Origin of the sequence: Chromobacterium violaceum ATCC 12472 (assembly GCF_000007705.1) — a bacterium.
Classification (GTDB): Bacteria; Pseudomonadota; Gammaproteobacteria; order Burkholderiales; family Chromobacteriaceae; genus Chromobacterium; species Chromobacterium violaceum.
On sequence record NC_005085.1, the window covers coordinates 3,098,315 to 3,123,895 of the forward strand.

A 25,581-nucleotide genomic window follows, 5' to 3' on the forward strand; every position below is an offset into this window, starting at 1 on the left:
TGCCCTGGACTCCGGGCCGGGATCGTCAATCATGCCATCAACATTCCAGCCTTGCCACGCCCGGAGCGGCAGGCCGTCAGGCTTTGAGAAACAGCCGGTTGATGTCCACGCTGGCGCTGCGGCCCACCTTGCCGCCGTGCTCCGCCATCCACGACTGCGCCGCCTTACGCCCTTCGTCTCGCAGCCATGCGAGGAACGGGCCATGGGTCAACGCCCGGCTGGACGCGTCGAGCTCGGACAGCAAGTCATGGGCCTCTATCAAATGGAAGCGCGTGGCCAGCAAGTGGCGCTCCAGCCGGCCGCGCAGGTAAGCCGGCGCGTCGGCCATCTCCCGCAGCAGCGCAAACAAGCGCATCTCGCGCAGAAAAGCGCTGTTGAAACCCAGCAGCATCGCCCGGCGCTGGATTTCCTCGGCCGTGCGCGGAGTCTCGCCGTGCGCCATCGGCGACAGCAACACCAGCAGGATGTCATCGCTGCGGCAGAACTTGAACAAGGGAAAGATCGCCGGGTTGGCGGCGAAGCCGCCGTCCCAGTAAGGCTCGCCGTCTATCATCACGGCCTGTTGCAACGAAGGCAGGCAAGCGGATGCCAGCAGAGCGTCGGCGCACAGATCGTCGTTGCGGAACAGCTTCAGTTGCCCGCTGTTGGCATGCGTGGCGGCCACGAACAGCTGCACCGGCGAGGCCTGCCGGATGCGCTCGAAATCGAACAGCGAGACGATGATGTCGCGCAAGGGGTTGTAATCCAGCGGATTGAGCTGGTACGGCGAAAACCATTGGGATAGTTTCAGCGCCATCTTCAGGCTGGGCGAGACGGTTGAGTCCATGCTGAATGGCGAGGGCCGCGCCATTTCCCCGGGCAAGCTCTCCCCCACACGGAGCCAGAACGCGGCCAGCGTCTCCCTCGCCGCCTCAGGACCGCCCAGGCACAAGCCGTGCGCCACCGCCACCGCGTTCATCGCCCCCGCGCTGGTGCCGCTCAGGCCGTCGAAGCGGTAGCGCCCCGCTTCCAGCAAGGCATCCAGCACGCCCCAGGTGAACGCGCCATGCGCGCCGCCGCCCTGAAGCGCCAGGCTCAGCGACAGCTCGCCTTCCACACGCCTGAACATAGCCGCTCCCAGAATTGCTGCAATGCACAATATGGCATGGCAGCTCGCCGCTCTCAAGTGACGTTTATATGGACAAGCTGAGAAACGGGCAATTCCGCCGCATGCAGAATGCCGCCTGTCCGCGGCCAATCCCCCAATGCGCGGGCCTATGCCGGTTCGGGCCTTGCTTGCCGATATCCGCAGACCGCCTTGTCCTCGCCCGGGCTCCATGTCGGCCTGTCAATTAGTTAGTTTGCTAATTAATAAAATTGCCGCTACAATCCGTTTACACCATCACTATCCTCATCAGGCCTACCGGCCGGCAAACACCATGGAAGACATCGATCTATTACGCCTGAGACTGACCAGCAGCCTGCGCCCGATGGGCGTGCTGTGGCGGCATATCGCGCAGGAAGCGCTGACGGTTCACGGCATTTCGGTATCCGGCGGCTCCGCGCTGCTGTTCATCGGCCGGCTGGGCGAAGGCGTCAGCCACAGCGCGCTGGCCGAAGAGCTGGGCATGGAGCCCGCCTCCCTGGTTCGCATCGTAGACCAGCTGAGCCAGGCTGGCCTGTTGCGGCGGGAACAAGGCCTGCATGACCGCCGGGTGAAAACGCTGTGGTTCACCGACGCCGGCCGCGAGCTCAGCCGCAAGATAGAAACGGAGCTGGTCGCGTTGCGCTCGCGCGTGCTGGCGCCGCTCAGCAAGGCCGATCTGGAAGCGGCGCTGCGGGTATTCCACGTGCTGGAGCAGGCCGCGCAAACCCGGCCGCCCAACGACCCCATGCTGGACAAACGCCATGATCGCGCTGCCCGCTAGACGCGACTGGCTGTTCTCGGCTCGCACCTTCGCCGCCGCGATGCTGGCGCTGTACATCGCGCTGGCGCTGGGCCTGCCTCGCCCGAGCTGGGCGATGGGCACGGTCTACATCGTGTCACATCCGCTGATCGGCGCCACCCGCTCCAAGGCGGTGTACCGCGTGTTCGGCACCCTGCTGGGCGCGGCGGCGGCGGTGTTCGTGGTGCCGCCGCTGGCCAACGAGCCGGTGCTGCTGAGCCTGGTGGTGGCGCTGTGGTCCGGCTCCCTGCTCTACCTGTCGATGCTGGACCACACGCCGCGTCATTACCTGCTGCGGCTGCCGGCCTACACCATGCCGCTGATCGCGCTGTCGGCGGTGTACGCGCCGGAAAACGTGTTCGACATCGCCGTCGCGCGCAGCGAGGAAATCGCCCTCGGCATCGTCTGCGCCAGCGTGGTCGCCGCGCTGGTGCTGCCCACCCGCGTGTCCGCCGCGCTCAGCCCGCGCGTGGACGGCTGGCTCAGGGACGCCGCGGCCTGGGCGACCGACACCCTGGGCAACGCTCCCCAGCCCCCGTCCGCGGGCCGCAACCGGCTGGCGGCCGACCTGCTGGCCTTCGACCAATTGCTCACCCACCTCTCCTACGACGCCACCAGCCGCAACGCCGAGCGCACCGCAGGCGAGCTGCGCGCGCGGATGAGCATGCTGCCGCCGCTGCTCTCGTCGCTGTCCGAGCTGCTGGCGGCGCTGCGCAAGACGTCCGGCGGCGCGTCCGCGGATTTGCTCCAGCTGATGGCAGACGTGTCCGACTGGCTGGGCTATCCGGCCGACAATCCATGGTTCTTGAGCCAGGCGCGCGCGCTGCGCCGCCGGCTGGACCAGCCGCCGCCGGACAGCGGCTGGCCGTCGCTGCTGGAGGGCACCGCGCGGATGCGGCTGAAATCGCTGGTCAACCTGTGGCAAGACTGCCTGACGCTGCGCGCGCTGATCTCGCGCGGGTTGCCGCTGTGGGACTGGAAGCCCGCCTACCGCCGCTGGGAAGTGGGCGTGGAGGCCCGCCACTACGACTACGGCCTGCTGGCCTTCGCCGCCGGCACCGCCGCGCTGGGCATCTTCCTGGGCTGCCTCGTCTGGATCGCGCTGGGCTGGCAGGACGGCGCCAACGCGGTGATCCTGGGCACGATAGCCTGCTGCCTGTTCGGCTCGATGGACGAGCCGGCGCCGATGCTGCGCACCATGTTCGTCGTCAATACCGTATGCACCATGCTGGCCGGCCTGCTGCTGTTCGCCGTGCTGCCGGCGGTGCACGAGTTCGAAATGCTGGCGCTGTGCCTGGCGCCGCCCTTCCTGTTGGGCGGCGCGCTGCTGACCCAGCCGCGCTTCGGCCCGGTGGCGATGCTGCTGGTGGTGTTCACCGCCAACCTGATCGGCCTGCAGCAAAGCTACAACGCCGATTTCCAATCCTTTCTGAACAGCAATCTGGCCGGCGCGGCCGGCATACTGTTCGCGCTGGTGTGGACGCTGACCACGCGCCCCTTCGGCGCGGAGCTGACGCTGCGCCGCCTGATCCGCTCCAACTGGCGCGATCTGGCGCATAACGCCGCCGGCCGCCACGGCGGCGACTACGCGCGGCTGACGGCGCTGATGCTGGACCGCCTGTCGCTGCTGGCGCCGCGCCTGGCCGCAGACGGCGCCGATCCGTCGGCCGGCTTCCGCGAGCTGCGGGTGGGCTTCAGCGCGCTGGACCTGCAGCGCGACGAGCACCGCCTGGCCGGCGCCGCCCACCAGGCGGTGGACGCGGCGCTGCAAGGCGTCAGCGAGCACTTCCGCGCCTGCGCCCAAGCCGACCGCTACCTGGACGCGCCGGATGCGCTGCTGGGCCGGCTGGACGCGGCCATCGCCCTCACGCTGGCCGATCCCGCCCCGGCCGCGCGCGAGGCGCGAGGCGCGCTGGTGGAGATGCGCGTGTCGCTGTTCCCCGACGCTGAAGGCTGCCAGCCGGCGTCGCCTGTTCCAGGAGTCCGGCCATGATAGGCGAAGTCAATTTCTACGGGGTCTACTTCCCCAGCCTGCTGGTGATGATGGTCATCGCCTTCGCCGCCAGCAGCCTGCTGCGCCGCGCGCTGGCCCGCCTGGGCCTGTACCGCGCGGTGTGGCACCGCTCCCTCTTCAATTTCGCGCTTTACCTGATCGTGCTGGGCGCCACGATCGCGCTGTTTCACAGGTGACATCATGAACAACCGCATTCGCAAAGCCGGGTCCGTGCTGCTGACCCTGGCCACCGTCGCCGTCGCCATCGTGGTGGTGCGGCATATCTGGATCTACTACACCGACGCGCCATGGACCCGCGACGGCCATATCGCCGCCGACGTGGTGCAGGTGGCGCCGGACGTGTCCGGGCTGATCACCGAAGTGAAAGTCTCGGACAACCAGCTGGTCAAGAAAGGCCAGGTGTTGTTCGTGGTGGACCGCGCGCATTACGAACTGGCGCTGCGCCAGGCCGAAGCCGCCCTCGCCGCGCAGCGCGCCACGCTGGCCCAAGCCCGCCGCGAGGCCGCGCGCAACCACTCGCTGACCGACCTGGTAGCCGCCGAGGCCCGCGAGGAAGGCGACGCCAAGGTGCAGTTGGGCGAGGCCACCCTGGCCGCCGCCGAGGCCGCCGTCGGCCTGGCCCGGCTGAACCTGGAGCGCACCACGATCAAAAGCCCGGTGGACGGCTATCTGAACGACCGCACCCCGCGCGCCGGCGACTACGCCGCCAGCGGCCGCGCGGTGCTGTCCATCGTCGACTCCCATTCCTTCCACGTGGACGGCTACTTCGAGGAAACCAAGCTGGGCGGCGTGGAGCTCAACCAGCCGGTGGACATCCGGATCATGGGCGAATCGCGCAAGCTGCGCGGCCACGTGCAGAGCATCGCCGCCGGCATCGAAAACCGCGACCGCAGCAACGGCGCCTCGCTGCTGCCCAACGTCAACCCCACCTTCAACTGGGTGCGGCTGGCGCAGCGCATCCCGGTCCGGATCGCGCTGGACGAAGTGCCGGCCAATTTCCGGCTGATCGCCGGCCGCACCGCCACCGTGTCGGTGCGCCAGGGAGGCCGTTCATGAAAGCCGCGCGCAAGCTGAGCGCGCTGGTCCTGGCCGGCGCGCTGGCCGGCTGCGCCGCCGTCGGTCCGGATTACCATCTGCCATCGCAGGCCGCGCTGGGCAAGCCCGCCGCCAACGCCGCCTTCCTGTCCGCGAGCGCCCCGGCATTCGCCCAGCAGCCCGTCCCCGCCGGCTGGTGGCGGCTGTATGACGACGCCAGGCTGGACACGCTGGTGGCAGAAGCGTTGGCCGCCAACGCCGACATCCGCGCCGCCGCCGCCAATCTGCGCAAGGCGCTGGCGGTGGAGGCATCGGTCAACGCCGAGCGCGACCCGCACGCCAGCGTGTCCGCCGCCGTCCAGCGCGCGCAAGACTCCGGCGAGGCGTATTTGATCGAGAAAAAGCTGCCGGTGGCCAATGTCGGCGACGGCGGGCTGAAGATAGGCTACGAGATCGACCTGTTCGGCAAACTGGCCCGCGCCGAGGAAGCCGCCCGCGCCGGCACCCAGGCTTCCGAAGCCGCGATGGACCTGGCGCGGACCACGGTGGCGGCGGAAACCGTGCGCGCCTATGTGCAAGGCTGCGCGGCCGGACACCAGCTGGCGGTGGCCAAACATGAACTCGACCTGCAGAACCGCGGCGTGGCGGTGGCCAAGCGCATGCAGTCCGCCGGGCGGGGCCGCGCCACCGACGTGGAACGCGCCCAGGCCCAGGCCGACATCCAGCGCGCCGCGCTGCCGCGGCTGCAGGCGGAACAGGACGCCGCCCGCTTCCGCCTGGCCGCGCTGCTGGGCAAGACGCCGGCCGAGCTGCCCGCCGCCGCCTGCTCCGACCTGCCGCGGCTGAAGCGGCCGCTGCCGGTCGGCGACGGCGCGGCGCTGCTCAAGCGCCGCCCTGACGTGCGCGCGGCGGAGCGCAAGCTCGCCGCCGCCACCGCCCGCATCGGCGTGGCCGCCGCCCAGCTCTATCCCAGCGTCAGCCTGGGCGCGTCGGCCGGCGTCACCGGCCTGCTGGAGCACGCGGGCGAAGACCGCACCCGGCGCTGGAGCCTGGGACCGCTGATCAGTTGGACCATTCCGGACAGCGGCGCGCGCGCCCGGGTGAAGGCGGCCGAAGCCGAAGCCGACGCGGCGCTCGCCCATTTCGACGGCGTGGTGCTGAACGCGCTGCGCGAAACCGAAACCGCGCTGACCTTCTACGCCAAGGACCTGGAGCGCAACGCCGACCTGCGCTCGGCGCGCGACAACGCCCGCGCCGCGGCGCAGGACAATCGCCGCCTGTACGCGGCGGGACGCGCGCCCTACCTGGCCAGCCTGGACGCGGACCGCGCGCTGGCCGGCAACGAATCGGCGCTGGCCGCCTCGGACGCGCAAGTGGCGCTGGACCAGGTCAATCTGTTCCTGGCGCTGGGCGGCGGCTGGGAGCAGATCCCACGTTGAACCTCGCAATCGAACAGAACGACGATATGAAACAGGAAGTGATTTTTCTCAGCGAAGACCTGGAACTGGTCGGCCATCTCTACCGCCCCGCCGATTACCAGCCACAGAAGCGCTACCCGGCCATCGTGGTCAGCCACCCGTTCACCGGCGTCAAGGAACAAGTGGCCGGGCGCTACGCCGAGCGTCTGGCGCAGGCCGGCTATCTCGCGCTGGCGTTCGACACCGCCTACCAGGGCGAGAGCGAGGGCCTGCCGCGCCATCTGGAAACGCCCCATTCGCGCGCCGAGGGGATCAAGTCGGCGGTCAGCTATCTGTCCAACCTGCCCGATGTCGATCCGGAACGCATCGGCGCGCTGGGCATCGCCGCCGGCGGCGGCTACGCGGTGTTCGCCGCCCGCACCGACACGCGCATCAAGGCCGTGGCCGCCGTCAACGCCGTCTGCCAGGGCAGCCTGCTGCGCGAAGGCCTGAACGGCAGCCGCACGCCCGAACAGCTGCAAAGCCTGCTCGCCGCCGCTGCCGAAGACCGCACCGCCCAGGACCGCGGCGAAGCCGCCGCCACCCGCAGCGCGCTGGCGGAAACGGCGCAGGCCGCGGCCGAACAGCCGCAGCGGCTGCTGCGCGAGGCCTACGACTACTACCGCACGCCGCGCGGCCGCCACCCCAACGCGGAAAACCGTTTCGTGGTGTCGGGCCTGGACGCGCTGGCCGGCTTCGACGCCTTCGCCCGCATCGATATGCTGGCCCCGCGGCCGCTGCTGATGATAGCCGGGGCCGAGGCCGACACCCGCTACTTCAGCGAGCGGGCCATCGCCGCCGCCGCGGAGCCTAAGGAGCTGTGCCTGATCGCCTGGGCCTCGCACTTCGACCTGTACGACCGCGAGCCCTGCGTGGCCGCCGCGGCGGCCAGGCTGAAAGTTTTCTTCGACCTTAGCCTGGCCTAGCCGGCCAGCAGCGGCTCGGCCTCGTTGGCCGCGACCGGCGCTTCCCACAGCGCGGGCAGGCCGTGGCTGGCGCGCGCCTTCAGGCACTGCGCCGAACCGGCCTCCACTTCGCGGCAGGGACTGGGCCGCAGCGGATAGACGCCGCAGCCGACGCTGCCGCCCACTTCGCCCCGCAAGGCGACGCAGCGCGGGCTGGTGGACCAGGTGCCGCGCATGCAGCGGGTCCAGTCGTTGAGTTTTTCGGTAAGATGGCCGGGCACCAGGCCGCCGCCGTCATCGGCCTCGGCCCAGTAGAAAGAAACGCGGAAGCTGGCGCAGCACGCGCCGCAGGATTGGCAGGGATTGCTTTTTTCACTCATGGCAAGCAAGAAAAACAGGTTGCGGATCGCGCCCGGGATGGGCGAAAAAATGCGATCCGGGTATTTTGTCAGACCTGCCTGCCGCCCTCAAGTAAAACTATCTTGCCGCCTCCAGCCAGTCGGCGATGCCTTGCCCCGCCGCGCGGCCGCTGGCGAAACAGGCAGTCAATAGATAGCCGCCGGTCGGCGCTTCCCAGTCCAGCATCTCGCCGGCGCAGAACACGCCGGGCAGCGCGGCCAGCATCTGCCGCGCGTCCAGCGCGGAGAAGCAGACGCCGCCGGCGGTGCTGATCGCCTCGTCGATGGGCCGCGCCGCGGTCACGGTCACGGGCAAACGCTTGATCGCGGCGGCGAGCATGGCCGGGTTCTGGAAGCTTTCCTTGTCCAGGCATTCGCGCAGGATGCCGGCGCGCGCGCCCTTCAGGTTGAGCCGGCTCTGCAGATGGCTGGACAGCGAGCGCGAGCCGCGCGGATGCGACACCTCGGCCAGCACCCGGGCCTCGTCCCAGGCAGGGATCAGGTCCAGATAGCAGGTGGCGGAGCCGGCGCGGGCGATCTCGTCGCGCAGCAGCGCCGAGCAGGCGTAGACCAGGCTGCCCTCGATGCCGCTCTGGGTGATCACGCACTCGCCGACGCGCTTGAATTCGCGGCCGTCGCCGCCCTGGAAGGCCAGGCCGACCGACTTCAGCGGCTCGCCGGCGAACTTGTCGGCGAAGAAATCGCTCCAGCCGGCGTCGAAGCCGCAGTTGGACGGCAGCAGCGGCGCGGTGGCCACCCCCTTTTCCGCCAGCCACGGCATCCAGCGGCCGTCCGAGCCCAGCTTCTTCCAGCTGCCGCCGCCCAGCGCCAGCAGCGTGGCGTCGGCGCGCACCGCCAGTTCGCCGTCCGGCGTGTCGAACTTCAGGCTGCCGTCGGCGCTCCAGCCCTGCCAGCGGTGGCGCACGTGGATGCGCGCGCCGGCCTCGCGCAGCCGGCTGAGCCAGGCGCGCAGCAGCGGCGCCGCCTTCATCTCGCGCGGAAACACCCGGCCGGAACTGCCGACGAAAGTCTCCACCCCCAAGCCATGCGCCCAGGCGCGCAGCGCGTCGGCGTCGAAATTTTTCAGCAGCGGCTCGACCTGTTCCGCGCGGTCGCCATAACGGCCGACGAAGGCTGGGTAGGGTTCGGAATGGGTGAGGTTGAGGCCGCCGATGCCCGCCAGCAGGAATTTGCGGCCCACCGACGGCATCGCGTCGTACACATCCACCGCATAACCGCGCTGCGCCAGTACCTCGGCCGCCATCAGGCCCGCCGGACCGCCGCCGATGATGGCGACGCCGCGCCTTGTGCTGTCACTCATGCCCATTCCCTGTATTCCTGTTCCATTTTCACCATAGCCGTGGCGGCAAGGGCGCGATTGTTGCAGAAATCCGCCGCCAACCCAAGGGCAAGCGTTTTCCGGACAATGTTTGATCCAGACCAGAAGTCCGGTTACCGTTCTCCAGCAGAATCCATACGGCATAGCCGGGACTGTCCGCAATCCGGCCGACAATAACGAAGCCACACACATGGAGACGGGGCCCACCACCCCGGGAAGCGATGAGAAAATTTTCCGATTGGCCGATCTGGCTGCGCCTGACCGGCGCGATCTGGACCTGTCTGGTGCTGGCCTGGGGCGGCCTGATCGCCTGGGAAACCCAGGCCAGCCGCGAGATCGCCGTGGAGCAGGCCAAGGACCTGGCCCACAGCATGAACGAGATGACCCTGGCCGGCCTGACCGGCATGATGATCACCGGCACCGTCGGCCAGCGCGACGTGTTCCTGGACCAGATCCGCGAACTGTCGGCGGTGCGCGACTTGCGCGTGATACGCGGCGACGCGGTCAGCAAGCAGTTCGGCCCCGGCAGCGCCGGCGACAAGGCCCGGCCGGGAGACGAAATCGAGCGCGCGGCCTTGCGCGACGGCAAACCGCATATCGCCATAGAATCCACCCCGCAATTGGGCGAGCACCTGCGCGTGGTCTACCCGGCGCTGGCCTCCGCCAACTACCTGGGCAAAAACTGCCTGGCCTGCCACCAAGTGGCCGACAAGACGCCGCTAGGCGTGGTCAGCATGCGGATTTCGCTGGAGAAGCCGTATGCGGCGGTCGACGCCTTCCGCACCCAGAGCATATTGTTCGCGCTGTTCGCCTCGCTGCCGATGCTGGCGGTGGTCTACCTGTTCATCCGCCGCTTCGTCACCCGCCCGCTGCGGGAAATGTCCCAGGGCCTGGCCGAGCTGGCCAAGGGCGAGGGCGACCTCACCCGCCGTTTGCCGGAGCGCAGCCAAGACGAGATCGGCGTCACCGCCCGCCTGTTCAACCAGATGCTGGGCACCGTGGCCGGCCTGGTGCGCCAGGTCAGCGACAGCGCCGAGGCGGTGGCGCAATCGTCCCGCCGCCTGTCGGACGGCGCCGGCCAGCTGGCCGCCAGCTCCCACCGCCAGAACAGCCAGTCCCAGGCCGCCGCCGAGGCGGTGGAGCAATTGGCCGCCCACATCGGCGAGATCGCCGGCAAGGCCGAGCATGTCAGCAGCGGCGCAGAGGAAAGCCTGCAGCGCTCGGAACAGGGCCGGCAGAGCCTGCACCGGCTGCAGCGCGAAGTGGGCCAGGTGGAAAGCGCGGTGCAACTGATGGCGCAGGCGGAGAGCGACCTGGTCAACTCCACCGCCGTGATCACCCACATGACCAAGGAAGTGCGCGAGATCGCCGAACAGACCAATCTCTTGGCGTTGAACGCGGCGATCGAAGCCGCGCGCGCCGGCGAACAGGGCCGCGGCTTCGCCGTGGTGGCCGACGAGGTGCGCAAGCTGGCGGAGAAATCGGCCAGGTCCGCCAGCGAGATCGACGCCGTCACCGGCTCGCTCAACGACAAGACCGACGCGGTGCGCCAGGCGGTGAGCGCCGGCCTGCAGTCGCTGGAAGCCAGCCGCCACTCCACCGCCAGCGTGGCCGAGGTGCTGGACGCGGCCAACCAGTCGGTGGCCGAGGTGCGCAGCGGCCTCAGGCAGATCGTGGAAGTCACCGAGCAACAGCGCCGCTCCAGCCAGACGGTGAACGCCAATATCGACGCCATCGCCGGCATGGCCCGCGCCAACGACGCCGACATCCGCGAAACCGTGGGCGCGGCCGAGGAACTGGAGGCGCTGGCCAAGCGGCTGACCGACTCAGTGTCGCGTTTCCGGGTGTGAGTGGTTGGAACCTGCCTGCTCCTCATCTTTTGCGCGGTTTTTAGTGCTTAATCTGCAAGAGACCGCGTATCCGATGAGCCCCTGCCCCTTCAGGCCTGCCGCCGGGTGGCAGGTCCGAGGTATTAAGCGGCTGTTTGTTTGAGCGATTTGACGTTAGCAAATTACCACTGAGCGAATCATAGATTCACACGTAGTGAGTTCAGCCGCGCCTCGGGCCTGACGGGATCCAACGGGAAGCCGCAGGCCAGGCCTGTGGGGTGGCTTTTAGGGGTGGAGGGGATATTTGGCCACACAAATATCCCCTCCCTGCTCGACAGGCAGCCCCGGCTATGAAAAGCCATCATCCGCGCAGCGGATTCAAAATCCCGAAGATAGGCGAATCATCACTTCGTCCAACAAAACCGGCGGCATCTGATAAAACGAGAGAAGTGCTCCCCGCGCCCGGCCCGCCGGGCGTTTTTCCAACCGAAAATGCGCCGGGCATTTGGCCGCGAGCCTCACTGCTGTTACACTGCCCAGCCTTTAGCCAACCGCGCCAAGTCATTGTGAAACCAGCCGCTTTTTCCACCCTGCCCCTGCCCGCTCCCTTGCTGTCCAACCTGGACAGCCTGGGCTACCACCAGATGACCGCCATCCAGGCCGCCAGCCTGCCCGCCATTCTGGAAGGCCGCGACCTGATCGCCCAGGCCAAGACCGGCAGCGGCAAGACGGCTGCGTTCGGCCTGGGCCTGTTGTCCAGCATCAATCCGCGCTGGTTCGGCGTGCAGGCGCTGGTGATGTGCCCGACGCGCGAGCTGGCCGATCAGGTGGCGCAGGAAATCCGCCGCCTGGCGCGCGCCATCGACAATATCAAGGTGGTGACGCTGACCGGCGGCACGCCGATGGGACCGCAGATCGGCTCGCTGGAGCACGGCGCCCATATCGTCGTCGGCACGCCGGGCCGGCTGCAGGACCACCTGTTCCGCGAAACGCTGAACCTGACCGGCGTGAAGACGCTGGTGCTGGACGAGGCGGACCGCATGATAGACATGGGCTTCATCGAGGAAATCGTCGGCATCGTCCGCGCCTGCCCGAGAACCCGCCAGACCCTGCTGTTCTCGGCCACCTATCCGGAAGACATCCGCAAGGCCAGCGCGCAGTTCCTGAAAAATCCGGTGGAAGTGAAGGTGGAGTCGCTGCACAAGGCCGACCACATCGAGCAGTGGTTCTACAAGGTGAAGCCGGAAACCCGGCTGGAGACGGTCAGCCGCATCCTGCGCCACCTACGCCCCACTTCGGCGCTGGCCTTCTGCAACACCCGCGAGCGCTGCAAAGAGCTGGTGCGCGAGCTGCAGGAACAGGGCTTCCACGCGCTGACGCTGCACGGCGACCTGGAGCAGCGCGAGCGCGACCAGATCCTGCTGCGCTTCGCCAACAAGAGCGCCACCGTGCTGGTGGCCACCGACGTGGCGGCGCGCGGCCTGGACATCAAGGAGCTGGACGTGGTGATCAATGTCGACGTCACCCACGATCCGGAAGTGCACATCCACCGCATCGGCCGCACCGGCCGCGGCGAGCAGCACGGCCTGGCGCTGACCCTGGCCACCGACAGCGAAGCCAAGCGCCTGGTGCAGATCGAAAACTACCAGCAGGCCGAGCTGACCTGGGCCGACGTCGAAGAGCTGACCCCGGCGCCGGGCGGCCCGCTGCTGCCGCCGATGGTGACGCTGGAGATCGCCGGCGGCAAACGCGAGAAGCTGCGCCCGGGCGACCTGTTGGGCGCGCTGACCGGCGAGGCCGGCTTCGCCGGCAGCCAGATCGGCAAGATCAACATCTTCGAGTTCAACAGCTTCGTCGCGCTGGACCGCGCCATCGCCGAAGACGCGCTGGCCAAGCTATCCCGCGGCAAGATCAAGGGCAAGCAGTTCAAGATGCGCTTGGTCGGCTGATCCGCGCCGCCGCAGATCAAAAAGGCCATCCCGCGGGATGGCCTTGTCGTTTCGCCTCGCCGGCCGCCCTCAGTCGCGTCCCAGCTTGGAGTAGGCAATCGGCTTGTTGGCGCCGCTCTGCAGGATGCCGCTGATGTCCTGCTGGTCGCTCGGGCGATAGAAGTAGAAACAGTCCTCGCCGTTTTCCGTCTGCTTGTGCATCATCTGGATGCCGATGCCGTTCAACAGAATGCTGGATTCCAGCAGCACCTTGCGGGCGTCGTCGACGTTGTCGCACTTGAAGAAGGTGTCGACGCGCTTGCTCAACTCCAGCAGCACATGGGAGAAGTCCCGATTGTCGGCATACTGGCGGAAGTCGGAGGTCGACGCATGGATCGCCTTGTTGCCGGCCACCGCCAGATCGACGATGGGCTGGCGCAGGTCCCACAAAATGCCGTCATAGCCCTGGAAGCCGTTGCCCTCCACCAGCGCGCGCAGATTATCCATCGCTTGCGGGTGATAGCCCGCGGCGGGATCCTTCAGCGAAAAGTCCGGATTCATATTGTCCTTGCCGAACAGATCCGCGGTCTTGATGCCGGGCGCGATATTGATGCCCATCATCCCTCTTTGCTCCGCCCGCTCCTTCAACTCCTTCAGCGCCTCGTGCTTGAACGAACAGAACACGATGTTTTCCAGCGGCGTGGCGGACTGTCCATTCGAGCCTTCGGCCAGCAGGTCCAGCATCTCGGTGACGGCGCCGGCGTCTTTCAGCTCGATATTGAGAATGATCGGATTCTTGCCGCACTGCGTCAGCGTCTGGTTGGCGTCGTTGACCAGCTCCATCACCTCGGCGAGCGTCGGCATCGTTTCGCCATTGCGGCCGAGCGGGATCTTTTGCAACTCCGCCACCGTCTTCTGCCCGACCAGGTAAGACTCCTTGGTCTCCCCTGCCGGGAGCTGGGCGCCGCTGCGGTCGGCCCCGAAAGCGTTGCGCCAGATTTCGTCGTCGTGGGTGACCACCACCTTGCCGTCTCCGGACTTGAAGATGTCGATCTCGATAGCGTCCGCCCCGTCCAGGATGGCGGCCTTGATCGCCTGCAGGCTGTTTTCCGGCAGGTATTTGTCCGGAAAGGTGGAGCCGAACACGCTGGTGGGGCCGGTGCCGCGATGTGCCGTCAGCAACAGGTGGTGGCCGGTGCGTTCCTTCAGCATCTCGCTATAGCCGCGGGACTGCAGCATGGTTTGCTTTTCGCCCTCGTTCAGCCGGGTCAGGCTGCGATCCGGCTGCCCGCCGACATCGGAATGCGCCTGGACATGAGACATGGACTGTGTGGAAATCGATGAAGTAAACATATTTGTGTTCCCATGCGATGAGTGATGAAACCTATAGCCACACCTAACAGAGCTCAACTCCATTGGCATCCGATATTGCTTTGCCGCATGGTAGCCGGGTTGTCGGACAGGAACTTTCAAAAAACGGGCATGCGGATCGGCAAGCCCAACGGCTTTGAGTTCAACTGCTTCATCGCGCAGGATCGCGCCATCGCCCGGAGAACGCCGCTCAAACCCTCCCCCGGCGGGGCCGGGCTCCGCCCTCCTCAAACGACAAAGCCATCCCCGAGGGATGGCTTTGTCGCCGGAAGCGCGCCTCAAACCATCAGGCAAACGCCTGAGAGCGGAACCCGCGTTTTGCGCGCCGCGCCTAGTATGGACGGTCGCCCAGTATCGTCGCCCGGTGCATCACCCGCCGCGCCGGCCGGTAATCGTCCACCGCGTAATGGATGGTGCAGCGATTGTCCCAAAACGCCACGTCGCCCGGCTGCCAGCGCCAACGTATCGAAAACTCCGGCCGGGATTGGTGGGCGAACAGGAATTGCAGCAACGCCTGGCCCTCGGCTTCCGGCAAGTCGTTGACGGCGACGGTGAAGCCTTCGCTGACGAACAGCGCGCGGCGGCCGCTTTCCGGATGGATGCGCACCAGCGGATGGCTGATCGGCGGATGCTTGCGCCGGGTCTCGTCCCAGCGGCGGCGGTCGTCGTCGGTCAGGCCGTAACGCGCCAGCGGAAAGGATTTGGCGAAGTCGTGAACCGCGCTCAGGCCGTCCAGCCTGGCTTTCAGGCTGGCCGACAGCGCCTCGTAGGCGGCGATGCCGCTGGCCCACAGCGTGTCGCCGCCCAGTTCCGGCAGTTGCCGCGCCGCCAGCACCGCGCCCAGCGGCGGGGTTTCGATGAAGGTGACGTCGGTGTGCCAGACCGCGTTGTCCTGCAAATCCACCGCGTCGGTGTCCAGCACCATGATCTCGCGCGCGTCCGGATGCTGCGGGTAGATCGGGTGGGTATGCAGGTCGCCGAAGCGCACCGCGAAATTGCGCTGCTGCAGCGGCGTGATGTCCTGGCCGCGGAAAAACAGCACCTGATGGCGCAGCAGCGCCTCGCTCAATGCCCGGCGCCGCTCGTCGTCCAAGGGCCGCGCCAGGTCTATCCCCTCCACCACCGCGCCCAGCGCCGGGCTCAGGCGGGTCAATTGCAAACTCATGCGAATCTCCTCGCTATTATCTTTGTCGATCAGTCTTCAGCCTTGTTGTCCATGCCAAGGCGCCAGCCGGCGCTGCAGCGCGCGCAGGCCCAGCTCCAGCGCGAAGGCCACCGCGGCGATCGCCAGAATGCCCAGCACCACCACGTCGGTAACCAGGAACTGCGCCGCCGACTGCACCATGAAGCCGAGGCCGCGCGTGGCCGCCACCAGCTCCGCCGCCACCAGCGTGGACCAGCCGGCCCCCAGGCCGATGCGGATGCCGGTGAGGATCTGCGGCAGCGCCTCCGGCAGCACCACCAGCCACAGCAGCTGCGAACGGCTGGCGCCCAGGCTCTGCGCCGCCCGCAGCCGGTTGCGGCCGACCTGGGCCACGCCGTGGCGGGTGGCGATGGCCACCGGCGCCAGGATGGCCAGGAAAATCAGCAGCACCTTGGACAGCTCGCCGATGCCGAACCAGATCACGATCAGCGGCAGGTAGGCGAGCGGCGGCACCGGACGATATGCCTCCAGCATCGGATCAAGCAAACCCTGTGCCAGCGGGCTGCGCCCCATCAGCGCGCCCAGCGGCACGCCCACCGCCACCGCGGCGACCAATGCCAGCGCGATGCGTTGCAAGCTGGCCTCCAGGTGCTGCCACAGCGTGGCGTCCATGAAACCCTGTCCGGCGACGACAAACAGCTTGCCCAGCACCGCCTCCGGCGAGGGCAGAAACAGCGCCGGCACCCAGCCGCTATGCGCCAATAGCCACCAGCCGCCCAGCAGGGCCGCCAGGCTGGCCGCGCCCAGCCATAGCCGGGACGGCTCGCGTCCCGGCCGCGGGCCTCCATCGATGCGGGAAGAAACGGACAACAGCTCCCGCTCCGCGGTGGTTTCGATGCCGCTCATGCCCATGCCTCCTGTTTGCGCTGGGCGAACACGTCGGCCAGCAGTTGTTCCCGCAGCGCGATGAACTCCGGATCGGACTTGATCGCCCGCGCGCTGTCGCCGGCGCGCCAGCGGCGGCTGAACGGCGGGCGCAGCGTCTTGACGATGCGTCCCGGCCCCGGCGACATCAGCACCAGTTCGGTGGCGAGGAACAGCGCCTCCTCGATGTCGTGGGTGATCAGGAACACGCTGCTGCCGGACTCCGCCCACACCTTGAGCAGCAGTTCCTGCATCTGCTCGCGGGTGAAGGCATCCAGCGCGCCGAACGGCTCGTCCATCAGCAGCGCGCCGGCGCGGCCGGCCAAGGCGCGGGCGATGCCGACGCGCTGCTTCTGCCCGCCGGACAGCTGCCAGGGGTAGCGGGCGCCGGCCTCGGCCAGGTCCACCTGGGCCAGCGCCCGCCCGGCCAACTCCCGCCGCTCGGCGCGCGGCACGCCGCGCAGGCGCAAGCCGAAGGCCACGTTGTCGAGCGCGCTCAGCCACGGCAGCAGGGCGTGCTGCTGGAACACCACCGCGCGCTCGGCACCCGGCCCCGCCACCGGCACGCCGCCGAAGCGCACGCTGCCGGAATCGGGAAACTGGAAGCCGGCGAACAGGTTGAGCAGCGTGGTCTTGCCGCAGCCGGACGGCCCCAGCGCCACCGCCAGCTCGCCCGGCCCCACGTTCAGCGATACCCCGTCCAACGCCGGCTGCGCCTGGCCGGGATAGCGAACCGACACCCTGTCTGCGGTCAAGGCTGCCATGCTCACCTCGCCGTCTTGACGAAGCGGTTGGTCACGTAAGGGCCGTAGTCAGGCTGCAGCGCCTCCACCTTGCCCTGCGCCCTCAGGAATGCCGCGGTCTTGCCCACCGCCGCCACGAACGGCGACTGCAGCAGCGCGATCTGATCGTCGCGGCCCAGAAAGCGGTTGCCCTTCAGCCCGGCCACCACATCCGGCGCCGCCGCGCCGGTCAACCGGCTGATCTTGGCGATATTGGAAGCGTTGGCGATGAAGGCCTGCGGATCGGCCAGGTAGCCGGAGATGGCGTCCAGCGACACCTTGGCGAAGCGGGACACGAACTCGGGATGCGCGGCGGCGAAGTCCTTGCGCACCACCCAGATGTCGTAGGTGGGCGCGCCCCACTTGGCCACCTCGGCCGAGCTGGTCAGCACCGCGCCGCCGGGTTTGATCTTGCCGAGCGCGGGGTCCCAGACATAAGCGGCGTCGATGTCGCCGCGCTGCCAGGCGGCGGCGATCTCGCCGGGACGCAGATTGAGGATCTTCACCTGGGCCGGGTCCACGCCCCAATGGCGCAACGCCGCCAGCAGGCTGTAATGGGTGGTGGAGACGAAGGGCACCGCCACCTTCTTGCCGATCAGGTCCCGCGGCTTGGCGATGCCGCTGCCCTTGCGCGCCACCAGCGCCTCGGCGGAGCCGATCTCGTCGGCCACCAGGAAGGTTTCGATCGGCAGGCCGCGGCTGGCGGCGGCCGCCAGCGGGCTGGAGCCGATATTGCCGATGGCCACGTCGCCGGAGGCCACCGCGGCGATCAGGTCGGCGCCGCTGTCGAACTTGCGCCAGTTGATGCGGCTGCCGGTGGCTTTCTCGTAGGCGCCGTCCGCCTGCGGCACCTTGGTGGGATCGATGCCGGTCTGATAGCCGACAGTGACCGCGTCGGCCGACGCAGCCGCGCCGGCGGAAAGCGCCAATGCGGCGGAAAGGATCAGTCTGAGGAATGCGTGCGGTTTCGCCATGGCTTGTCCACTTGGTACGAGTTGGAAATACCGTTCCAATCTAACAAGCGCGCCGCGCCCGGCTAAGCAATTAATCCTGGCTTGCTTATCGCGGTTCCTGCAAAACCGCTCGCCCAAAGAAAACAGGGCCTCGCGGCCCTGTCGGATCTTCCCCGATCCCTGTCGTTGTCTGGTTCACACCTGGTATTGCGCCACCGTGCGCTGGATGTTGCTGGCCTGGCTGCGCAGCTCCTGCGCGGAGCCGGCCGAGTCGGACGAGGCGCGCGAATTGGCCTCCGCCATCTGCGCGATCTGCTCCACCTTCTGCGCGATGGTGTTGCTGGCGCTGCCCTGTTCGACGATGCTGCCGGAAATCTCGCCTATCAGCAGCATGCTGTGCTCGGAATTGGTCTTGATCTGCTGGATGGCGTCGCTGGCGCCGCGCGCCTTTTCCGCCTCCTCGTTCACCCGCGTCACCACCTCCTGCATGCCGCTCACCGCGGCCTGGGTGCCCTGCTGCATCTTGTCTATCACCGCGGAGATCTCGGTGGTGGAGCTGGCGGTGCGTTCGGCCAGCTTGCGCACCTCGTCGGCCACCACGGCGAAGCCGCGGCCCATTTCGCCGGCCCGGGCGGCTTCGATCGCGGCGTTCAGCGCCAAAAGGTTGGTTTGATCGGCGATATCCTTGATCACGCTCAGCACGGTGGCGATGGTGACGCTGTCCTCCCGCAGCTTGCCGATGCGCTCGGAGGCTTCGCCCACCGACTCCGCCACCGCGCTGATGCCGTCCACCGTGCCCAGCACCACCTTGCTGCCGCGGTCGGCGATCTCGCCGGCCTCCCGCGCCTGCTGGTTGGCCTCGCGCGCGCGGTCCGCCACGTGATTGATGCTGACCGTCACCTGCTCCACCGCCGCCGCCATAGCCGATGCCGACTCGCTCTGCTGCACCGAGCTGGAAGCGATGTCGCCGGAAGACTCCGCCATATGGACGATGGCGCCCTCCATCTCTTCGACGCTGTGGCGGATTTCCTTGAAGCTTTGCTGCAGCCTGGCCATCAGCTCGTTGAACGCGGTGGCGGTCTTGCCGATCTCATCCATCCGCGCCACCGGCGCGCGCAGGCGGAAATCCAGCGTCGTCCGGACCGCCTGCATCGCGCTCAGCGTCTGCTCCAGGCTGCTGCGGATGTTGAGGAACAGGTGGCCGCTGAGCCAGCCGCACACCAGAACGGCCGACGCCACCAGTATCGCCGACTGCCACCATGCGGCGGTATAGGCGGCGGCATTGTCCTTGCTCAATTGATCGGCCAGCTTGTAGTTGAATTCGATGTGATCGATCAGCGCCTGGTTCAGCGCCTTGGCCTCGTTGGACATGTCGCCGGTCATCAGCTTGTCCGCCTCGGCCACATTGTTGCTCTGCAGCAGCTGCAGGTATTTGTCGCGCTGCTGGCGGTAAAGCTTCATGTCCTCGCGGTCGGTCTGCAGCAGCTTGCGGTCGGCGTCGTTGGAAACCAAATCTTTCTCGTACTTGTCCAGCGCCGCGTCGAAACGCTTGTCCAGGTCCGCCAGCGCGGCGAATTCCGCCTTCTTGGCAGCTGGATCGGAAAGCGCCACGCTGCGCGCCAGCGTCAGCCTCACGTCGGCCAGCGCCTCCTTGGCGTCGTCCAGCGTGTGGATGCTGGGGAAGGTGTTGATCTTCATGTAGTCGAAGCGGTCATTGGCCTGCTGCTGTTTCCACAGACCCTGCACGCCCAGCGCCAGCATCGCCAGCAGCGCCAGCACGGTGGTCAACAGCAGTCTCTTGGTAATGGTCATGTCCAACTCCTTGCAGGCCAGGCGCGTCAAACTGGACTTACGAGAATTTACTTAGAATATTTATAGCTTTCTTTGTCAAACAAACAACAAATCATTCCGTGCCGGAAATATGGCACACAAGGCCGCCAGCGCATTGATTATTCAAAAGTATTTTCATGTATAGACAAAACGGAGTATGATCTCGCCCCTTGACCGGCATCCCCGCGCGAACACGCAACGGCCGATGCCGATGGATACACACTGGGTTCCCTCACCCCATTCAGCAAAAAGGATGAAGCCATGTTTGCCTTTACCGACCGGCAGCGCCTGTCCGCGCTGATCCGGCTGTCGATGTTCCACATCGCCATCATCGCCTCCAGCAACTACCTGGTGCAGCTGCCGATCACCGTGTTCGGCTTCCACACCACCTGGGGCGCGTTCACTTTCCCGTTCATCTTCCTGGCCACCGACCTGACCGTGCGCATCTTCGGCGCGCCGCTGGCGCGGCGCATCATCCTGGCGGCGATGGTGCCGGCGCTGGCGATCTCCTACCTGGTGTCCACGCTGTTCTATCAGGGCGCGTGGCAGGGCTTCCAGGCGCTGGAGCATTTCAATCTGTTCGTCGCCCGCATCGCCGCGGCCAGCTTCGCCGCCTACGCGCTGGGCCAGATCCTGGACGTGCAGGTGTTCAACCGGCTGCGCCAGCTCAGGGCCTGGTGGGCGGCGCCGGCGGCCGCGATGTTCTTCGGCAACATCAGCGACACGCTGTCCTTCTTCTTCATTGCCTTCTACAAGAGCAGCGACCCGTTCATGGCCGCCAACTGGGTGGAGATCGCGCTGGTGGACTACAGCTTCAAGGTACTGATCTGCATGCTGTTCTTCCTGCCCATGTACGGCGTGGTACTGAAAATGATCGTGAAGCGCCTGCTGCGCGCCGGCGTCGGCGAGCAACTGCAGCCGGTCTGACCCTCCTGGACAAAACAAAACGGCCAGCCTCCCTTCGGAGCTGGCCGTTTTTCATCGCGCGACGCGATCAGGCACGCATCGCCTCCCACACCTTGGCGCTGTCCACAATCTGCTCGAACTTGACGATCTTGCCGTCCTTCAGCGTATAGACATGAGCGAAGGACGCGGTGAAGCTCTTGCCGGTGGCGCGGTAAGTGCCGTGGTAAAAGCCCTGGGCGACCACATTGTCGCCATCGACGAAATACCGGTCCACCGCCGCGCGGTAGCCGTCCCACTCGCTGCCCAGCCGCTGGAACACGTTTTCCACGATGGCCTGCGGGCCGACATAAGTGCCGGCGTACGGGAAGCCGGCCGCCTCGGTCCATTCCGCATCTGGCGCCAGCGCCGCCAGCAGATTGCGGCCATTGTCTTCGGACTTGCCTTCGTAAGTGGCGCGGACGATGTCCAGATTGCTGCGATTCGTCATGATGCTTGCCTTCTTAAACAGGAATCGTTCTCAAATATGGCCTTACCCGGATAATTCAAGCCGGCCCTTTCACCACCATACGCACCAAAAGGCAACTATCCCACCCGAAAGTGCCTACTTCAGACGAACGGCGCCGCTCCGTATACTGGCCTCATCCCCGCGCCGGCCAGGTCCGCGCGCGACAACACAGGCAGAATCGAATGACCCCTTCCCCATCCCCGCGCCTCTCCATGCTGGAGCTGGCGCCCATCGTCGCCGGCGGCGACGCCGCCCAGGCGCTGCGCAACAGCGCGGCCCTGGCCCGCCATGTCGAGCAACTGGGCTACACCCGCTTCTGGGTGGCCGAGCACCACAATATGGCCGGCGTGGCCAGCTCCGCCACCGCGGTGCTGATCGGCCACATCGCCGCCCACACCCAGCGCATACGCGTCGGCTCCGGCGGCATCATGCTGCCCAACCACGCGCCGCTGGTGGTGGCCGAGCAGTTCGGCACGCTGGCGACGCTGTTCCCCGGCCGCATCGACCTGGGCCTGGGCCGCGCGCCCGGGACCGATCCGCTCACCGCCCGCGCGCTGCGCCGCGACCGGCTGGGCGCCGGCGACGACTTCCCGCAGCAGGTCGCCGAGCTGCGCGGCTACCTGGGGCCGGAACAAGCTGGCCAAGCGGTGCGCGCCATTCCCGGAACCGGCACCGACGTGCCGGTATGGCTGCTGGGCTCCAGCCTCTACGGCGCCCAGCTGGCCGCGCAGCTGGGCCTGCCCTTCGCCTTCGCCGCCCACTTCGCCCCGGCCCAGCTGCATCAGGCGCTGAAACTGTACCGCCAGTTGTTCCAGCCCTCCCCTGCGCTGAGCCAGCCGTACGCGATGGCCTGCATCCCGGTGCTGGCCGCGGACAGCGAGGAGAAAGCCCAGCGCCTCGCCACCACGCCGTACCAGAAATTCCTTAACCTGATCCGCGGCGACCGCCGCCCGCTGCCGCCGCCGGTGGACAGCATGGACGGCCTGTGGAGCCCGCGCGAGGAATTCGCCGTCCTGGGCGAATGGCTGGGCGCGGCGGTGTTCGGCGGGCCGGAGACGGTGCAGGCCGGGCTGCAAAAGCTGCTGGACGAGACCGGCGTGGACGAGATCATGCTGTCGGTCGACTGCCACGACTTTTCCGACCGGCTGCGCTGCTGCGAGATCGTCGCCGACCTGCTGCCGCGGCTGAGCGCGGCCAAGACTGCGCCGGCCTGACAGGCATGCGTCCAGATGTCTGGAGCGGGCCGAATGCCGCCCGCGCTTCTCAATGCAGGGTCTTGAGATAGGCTTGTATCGCGTCCACTTCCTCCTTGGTGGGCGGTTTGCCGTGATCCTCCTTCAGACTGCTATTGCCCCAATGAGGCATAGGCGCCTTCAGCGCCTTGCCCTCGTCATCCACGCCCTCCAGCACGGCCCTCTCGAATAACTGCTTGCGCCACTTGCTGGCGTCTCCCGCCAAACGCGGCCCAGTCTTGCCCTGAGCGTGGGCGCCATGGCAAACCGCGCAGTTTTGCTGGTAAAGCGCCTTGCCGTCCGACGCCGCGGCTATCAGAGAATAGAAACAGGAGCACGCCAAAATCATCGAAACATGAAATCGCATCGGGACCTCCGGACTGACGGAAATGGCCGCCGCGCGGCCTGAGCTTTATTGATAGACCAGCGCCCCCTGCCCATGCCCGCCGGGGAGCTATCGCAACATCAGCAACCCACCTGACATACCCTGAACAACACGGAACAGGCGGCACGCGGGCAGCTACTTAGCGCGAAAAAAAACCGCGGCCTAGGCCGCGGTTGCCGGATGGCGGGCGGCTACTCCGACTCGCCGGCGATCAGGCGATACACCTTCGCGCCCAGCACCGCGCCGATGATGGGCGCCAGCCAGAACAGCCACAGCTGCTGCACCGCCCAGCCGCCGACGAACAAGGCCACGCCGGTGCTGCGCGCCGGGTTGACCGAGGTATTGGTGACCGGGATGCTGATCAGGTGGATCAGGGTCAGCGCCAGGCCTATCGCCAACGGCGCGAAACCGGCAGGCGCGCGCTTGTCGGTGGCGCCCATGATCACCAATAAGAAAAACATGGTCATCACCACCTCGCACACCAGGGCCGCCAGCAGCGAATAGCCGCCCGGCGAATGCTCGGCATAGCCGTTGGAAGCGAAGCCCTTGGCCACGTCGAAGCCGGCTCCGCCGCTGGCGATCACGTACAGCACCGCGCCCGCGGCGATGGCGCCCAGCACCTGCGCCACGATGTACGGCGCCAATTGCCCGGCGGGAAAGCGCCCGCCCGCCCACAGGCCGATGGATACCGCCGGGTTCAGGTGGCAGCCGGAAATGTGGCCGATCGCGTAAGCCATCGTCACCACCGTCAGGCCGAATGCCAGCGCCACGCCGGCGAAGCCTATGCCCAGATTGGGAAATCCCGCCGCCAGCACCGCGCTGCCGCAGCCGCCCAGCACCAGCCAGAAAGTGCCCAGAAACTCCGCGCCATACGATTTCATCTTCTCTCCCCTCCAGGTTGCGAAAAGACCAGGCCCCGCCCTGCCATTCACCGCGTCCGGGCGCGCCGGATGCGCACTGGATGCCTGATCGGATGCCGTTTAACCATAGCAAATGAAAAAAGCCAGCATGCCCGCGCCATCCGGCGCCGCAAACTGGCCTAAATTTCTGAGTTGTCCAACCATTATCCAGACCGATGCCGGCCTTGGCTCCACTCCGCCCCAGCGCAGCTGGCTGCGGCAGAGCGCACCGATCCCTTCAGTGCCAGCGGCGCCACAGATAGCCGCGGGCCAGCATCGGGTTTTATTCAGCGGCTCCTAATCTGCCGCTTGGCGCAGCGACAATAGACTGGCCCGCCTCAAGGCAATGCTATCATCGACGGCCACCCACCAGAACGAACCCGCCCCATGGAAGGACTGCTAGACTGGCTGCTCGGAACCCTGGCCTTGCCCAAAGTGGGCCTGTCGGCCATTTTCATGATCAGCCTGATATCCGCCACGCTGCTGCCGCTGGGTTCCGAACCCGCCGTATTCGCCTACATCAAGCTCCGGCCCGACCTGTTCTGGCAGGTGATCGCCGTCGCCACGCTGGGCAACACCCTGGGCGGCATCATCGACTGGTGGATGGGCTACGGCGCCAAGGTGGCGCTGCTGCGCTACCGCCTGCGCCGCAGCCACCGCGCGCACACGCACCCGCATGCCGAATCGGCAGGCCGCACGCCGCGCAGCGGCAAGCCCGCGCTGAGCCCGCGCTACTTCCGCTGGATGCGCAAACGCGGCGCGCCGATGCTGCTGCTGTCCTGGCTGCCGGGCATCGGCGACCCGCTGTGCACTCTGGCCGGCTGGCTGCGCATCCCGTTCTGGCCCAGCGTGTGCTACATGGCGATCGGCAAATGCCTGCGCTATGTTCTCACCACCGCCGCCCTGCTGTGGGTGCCGGACGATTTCTGGCGGGGTTTGGGGCAGTGGTTTTGAGGCGGGGCGGCGTTTTGGCTGCAGCCAAATCCGATTGAGAGCGGCATGCGCCGTCAATCCCAACCGAAAAGATAGGCCGGCTCACTCAACTCGGCCAGCATCTGGCGGATGGTGGGACAAGCGTTACCCTCCTCGTCCTCCACCGGCACATCCAGTTCATCCTCCGCAATCGGGACGACATCCTCGATAGTCAGATCGGTCTCGCCTGCCAGCTCCTCCAGCACGGCCAAAGCCTCTTCCACGGAACCGGCGGCGACGATATCGTTGCCGCCAACCTGATAAGCCTTCAACGGCTGCTCCATCCCTGCTTCCCTCATTAATAGTTCACTCATCCAACCGCCCCCTGCGCGGGGCCGGGTTTCCTAACTACAACGCTTTTCATGCGCATGCGTATCCCAGCACATGTTGACGCCGCCAGAACAATAGCTACCCTGGCGTTATCTCAGAAACAGATATTGCACTTGCACTAAAACTAATATCCATGCCTCCGGACATAACCACCGAAACATAACCTTCAGCATCACTTTCTATCACAAGATCGATAGGATTACAGTCATCAGAAATTACTTCATTTTGCAGCGCTTTAAAGTTTCTAGGCACCTGAACAACAAACATGACATGGAGATAATTGCACACCACCCATTTCTTAGGCGGCGCACTTGGCCCCTTCCTAACCTTAATCACAAAACGAAGTAGATCTGACATCGGAGAAAACTCCAGCCTTATCAAATCCACACCATCATCCCATATCCGATCCCATAGTCCATCATAGATTTTATCTAGAAAAAAAACATTGCTGATAATATCTTTTTGAATCTTCATTTCTTCCTCCCCCAAAACACATATAACCGTAGGCTGGGTTGAAT

General features: G+C 66.7%; 25 protein-coding genes. 11 read left to right on the forward strand and 14 right to left on the reverse strand.

Annotated elements, in window-relative coordinates:
- Nucleotides 1-76 precede the first annotated feature (76 nt).
- Nucleotides 77-1,108, reverse strand: a complete 1,032-nt coding sequence (locus CV_RS13925) for a patatin-like phospholipase family protein (RefSeq protein WP_011136390.1) — start codon at nt 1,106-1,108, stop codon at nt 77-79.
- A gap of 310 nt (nt 1,109-1,418) precedes the next feature.
- Between CV_RS13925 and CV_RS13930 the strand changes: the two genes are divergently transcribed.
- From CV_RS13930 to CV_RS13955, 6 genes are read left to right on the forward strand one after another with little or no spacing between them, the layout of a single operon-like run.
- Entirely contained in the window at nt 1,419-1,907 is a 489-nt protein-coding gene (locus CV_RS13930) for a MarR family winged helix-turn-helix transcriptional regulator (RefSeq protein ID WP_011136391.1), read from the forward strand.
- Nucleotides 1,888-3,918 carry an FUSC family protein gene (locus CV_RS13935; protein WP_043596342.1) on the forward strand — a complete coding sequence of 677 codons (2,031 nt, stop codon included), beginning with the start codon at nt 1,888-1,890 and terminating at the stop codon, nt 3,916-3,918. The genes CV_RS13930 and CV_RS13935 overlap by 20 nt, the downstream gene beginning before the upstream one ends.
- Nucleotides 3,915-4,115: a DUF1656 domain-containing protein gene (locus tag CV_RS13940; RefSeq protein ID WP_011136393.1), complete on the forward strand. Its 201-nt coding sequence runs from the start codon at nt 3,915-3,917 to the stop codon at nt 4,113-4,115. Before CV_RS13935 ends, CV_RS13940 begins: the two co-directional genes overlap by 4 nt.
- Nucleotides 4,116-4,119: 4 nt before the next feature.
- Nucleotides 4,120-4,995: an efflux RND transporter periplasmic adaptor subunit gene (locus CV_RS13945; RefSeq protein ID WP_011136394.1), complete on the forward strand. Its 876-nt coding sequence runs from the start codon at nt 4,120-4,122 to the stop codon at nt 4,993-4,995.
- On the forward strand, nt 4,992-6,413 hold the full coding sequence (locus CV_RS13950) for an efflux transporter outer membrane subunit (RefSeq protein ID WP_043596345.1): 1,422 nt from the start codon (nt 4,992-4,994) through the stop codon (nt 6,411-6,413). Before CV_RS13945 ends, CV_RS13950 begins: the two co-directional genes overlap by 4 nt.
- Nucleotides 6,410-7,357, forward strand: coding sequence for an alpha/beta hydrolase (locus tag CV_RS13955; protein ID WP_011136396.1), 948 nt, complete (start codon nt 6,410-6,412; stop codon nt 7,355-7,357). The genes CV_RS13950 and CV_RS13955 overlap by 4 nt, the downstream gene beginning before the upstream one ends.
- Here CV_RS13955 and CV_RS13960 read toward each other — a convergent pair.
- Together CV_RS13960 and CV_RS13965 are read right to left on the reverse strand one after the other, a co-directional pair.
- The gene (locus tag CV_RS13960; RefSeq protein ID WP_043596347.1) at nt 7,354-7,716 is read right to left on the reverse strand and encodes a YkgJ family cysteine cluster protein; all 363 of its coding nucleotides are present in this window, start codon (nt 7,714-7,716) and stop codon (nt 7,354-7,356) included. The genes CV_RS13955 and CV_RS13960 overlap by 4 nt on opposite strands.
- Nucleotides 7,717-7,813: 97 nt before the next feature.
- Nucleotides 7,814-9,055 (reverse strand): TIGR03862 family flavoprotein, encoded by a 1,242-nt coding sequence (locus tag CV_RS13965; protein WP_043598067.1) that lies wholly within the window; start codon nt 9,053-9,055, stop codon nt 7,814-7,816.
- Nucleotides 9,056-9,294: 239 nt separating this feature from the next.
- On the opposite strand from CV_RS13965, the gene CV_RS13970 reads away from it, so the two are divergent.
- Nucleotides 9,295-10,923: a methyl-accepting chemotaxis protein gene (locus CV_RS13970; RefSeq protein ID WP_043596349.1), complete on the forward strand. Its 1,629-nt coding sequence runs from the start codon at nt 9,295-9,297 to the stop codon at nt 10,921-10,923.
- Nucleotides 10,924-11,468: 545 nt separating this feature from the next.
- Nucleotides 11,469-12,851 (forward strand): ATP-dependent RNA helicase DbpA, encoded by a 1,383-nt coding sequence (gene dbpA, locus CV_RS13975; protein WP_011136400.1) that lies wholly within the window; start codon nt 11,469-11,471, stop codon nt 12,849-12,851.
- A 69-nt stretch (nt 12,852-12,920) separates the two neighbouring features.
- Here dbpA and CV_RS22250 read toward each other — a convergent pair whose 3' ends face one another.
- From CV_RS22250 to CV_RS14005, 6 genes are all read right to left on the reverse strand, one after another.
- Complete coding sequence (locus tag CV_RS22250) at nt 12,921-14,153, reverse strand: glycerophosphodiester phosphodiesterase (protein WP_052278840.1); 1,233 nt, start codon at nt 14,151-14,153, stop codon at nt 12,921-12,923.
- A 379-nt stretch (nt 14,154-14,532) separates the two neighbouring features.
- Nucleotides 14,533-15,366: a taurine dioxygenase gene (gene tauD, locus CV_RS13985; RefSeq protein WP_011136402.1), complete on the reverse strand. Its 834-nt coding sequence runs from the start codon at nt 15,364-15,366 to the stop codon at nt 14,533-14,535.
- Between the two features lie 36 nt (nt 15,367-15,402).
- Entirely contained in the window at nt 15,403-16,251 is an 849-nt protein-coding gene (gene tauC / locus CV_RS13990) for a taurine ABC transporter permease TauC (protein WP_011136403.1), read from the reverse strand.
- Entirely contained in the window at nt 16,248-17,033 is a 786-nt protein-coding gene (gene tauB, locus CV_RS13995; RefSeq protein WP_011136404.1) for a taurine ABC transporter ATP-binding subunit, read from the reverse strand. The genes tauC and tauB overlap by 4 nt, the downstream gene beginning before the upstream one ends.
- Nucleotides 17,034-17,035: 2 nt before the next feature.
- Complete coding sequence (gene tauA, locus CV_RS14000; RefSeq protein ID WP_011136405.1) at nt 17,036-18,025, reverse strand: taurine ABC transporter substrate-binding protein; 990 nt, start codon at nt 18,023-18,025, stop codon at nt 17,036-17,038.
- Nucleotides 18,026-18,199: 174 nt separating this feature from the next.
- Nucleotides 18,200-19,816, reverse strand: coding sequence for a methyl-accepting chemotaxis protein (locus CV_RS14005; protein ID WP_011136406.1), 1,617 nt, complete (start codon nt 19,814-19,816; stop codon nt 18,200-18,202).
- Between the two features lie 279 nt (nt 19,817-20,095).
- Here CV_RS14005 and CV_RS14010 point away from each other — a divergent pair, with 279 nt between their 5' ends.
- Complete coding sequence (locus tag CV_RS14010) at nt 20,096-20,761, forward strand: 7-cyano-7-deazaguanine/7-aminomethyl-7-deazaguanine transporter (protein ID WP_011136407.1); 666 nt, start codon at nt 20,096-20,098, stop codon at nt 20,759-20,761.
- A gap of 67 nt (nt 20,762-20,828) precedes the next feature.
- Here CV_RS14010 and CV_RS14015 read toward each other — a convergent pair whose 3' ends face one another.
- Entirely contained in the window at nt 20,829-21,227 is a 399-nt protein-coding gene (locus CV_RS14015; protein ID WP_011136408.1) for a nuclear transport factor 2 family protein, read from the reverse strand.
- Between the two features lie 200 nt (nt 21,228-21,427).
- On the opposite strand from CV_RS14015, the gene CV_RS14020 reads away from it, so the two are divergent.
- Complete coding sequence (locus tag CV_RS14020; RefSeq protein ID WP_011136409.1) at nt 21,428-22,459, forward strand: LLM class flavin-dependent oxidoreductase; 1,032 nt, start codon at nt 21,428-21,430, stop codon at nt 22,457-22,459.
- Between the two features lie 49 nt (nt 22,460-22,508).
- On the opposite strand, the gene CV_RS14025 is transcribed toward CV_RS14020, so the two are convergent.
- Both CV_RS14025 and aqpZ read right to left on the reverse strand, forming a co-directional pair.
- Entirely contained in the window at nt 22,509-22,844 is a 336-nt protein-coding gene (locus tag CV_RS14025; protein ID WP_011136410.1) for a c-type cytochrome, read from the reverse strand.
- 209 nt (nt 22,845-23,053) lie between these two features.
- On the reverse strand, nt 23,054-23,743 hold the full coding sequence (aqpZ, locus tag CV_RS14030) for an aquaporin Z (RefSeq protein ID WP_011136411.1): 690 nt from the start codon (nt 23,741-23,743) through the stop codon (nt 23,054-23,056).
- Nucleotides 23,744-24,148: 405 nt separating this feature from the next.
- Between aqpZ and CV_RS14035 the strand changes: the two genes are divergently transcribed.
- Complete coding sequence (locus CV_RS14035; RefSeq protein ID WP_011136412.1) at nt 24,149-24,715, forward strand: YqaA family protein; 567 nt, start codon at nt 24,149-24,151, stop codon at nt 24,713-24,715.
- A gap of 53 nt (nt 24,716-24,768) precedes the next feature.
- Here CV_RS14035 and CV_RS14040 read toward each other — a convergent pair whose 3' ends face one another.
- Together CV_RS14040 and CV_RS23600 are read right to left on the reverse strand one after the other, a co-directional pair.
- Nucleotides 24,769-25,017, reverse strand: coding sequence for a hypothetical protein (locus CV_RS14040; RefSeq protein WP_076226957.1), 249 nt, complete (start codon nt 25,015-25,017; stop codon nt 24,769-24,771).
- A gap of 124 nt (nt 25,018-25,141) precedes the next feature.
- Nucleotides 25,142-25,537 carry a hypothetical protein gene (locus CV_RS23600; RefSeq protein ID WP_147296153.1) on the reverse strand — a complete coding sequence of 132 codons (396 nt, stop codon included), beginning with the start codon at nt 25,535-25,537 and terminating at the stop codon, nt 25,142-25,144.
- Nucleotides 25,538-25,581: the final 44 nt, after the last annotated feature.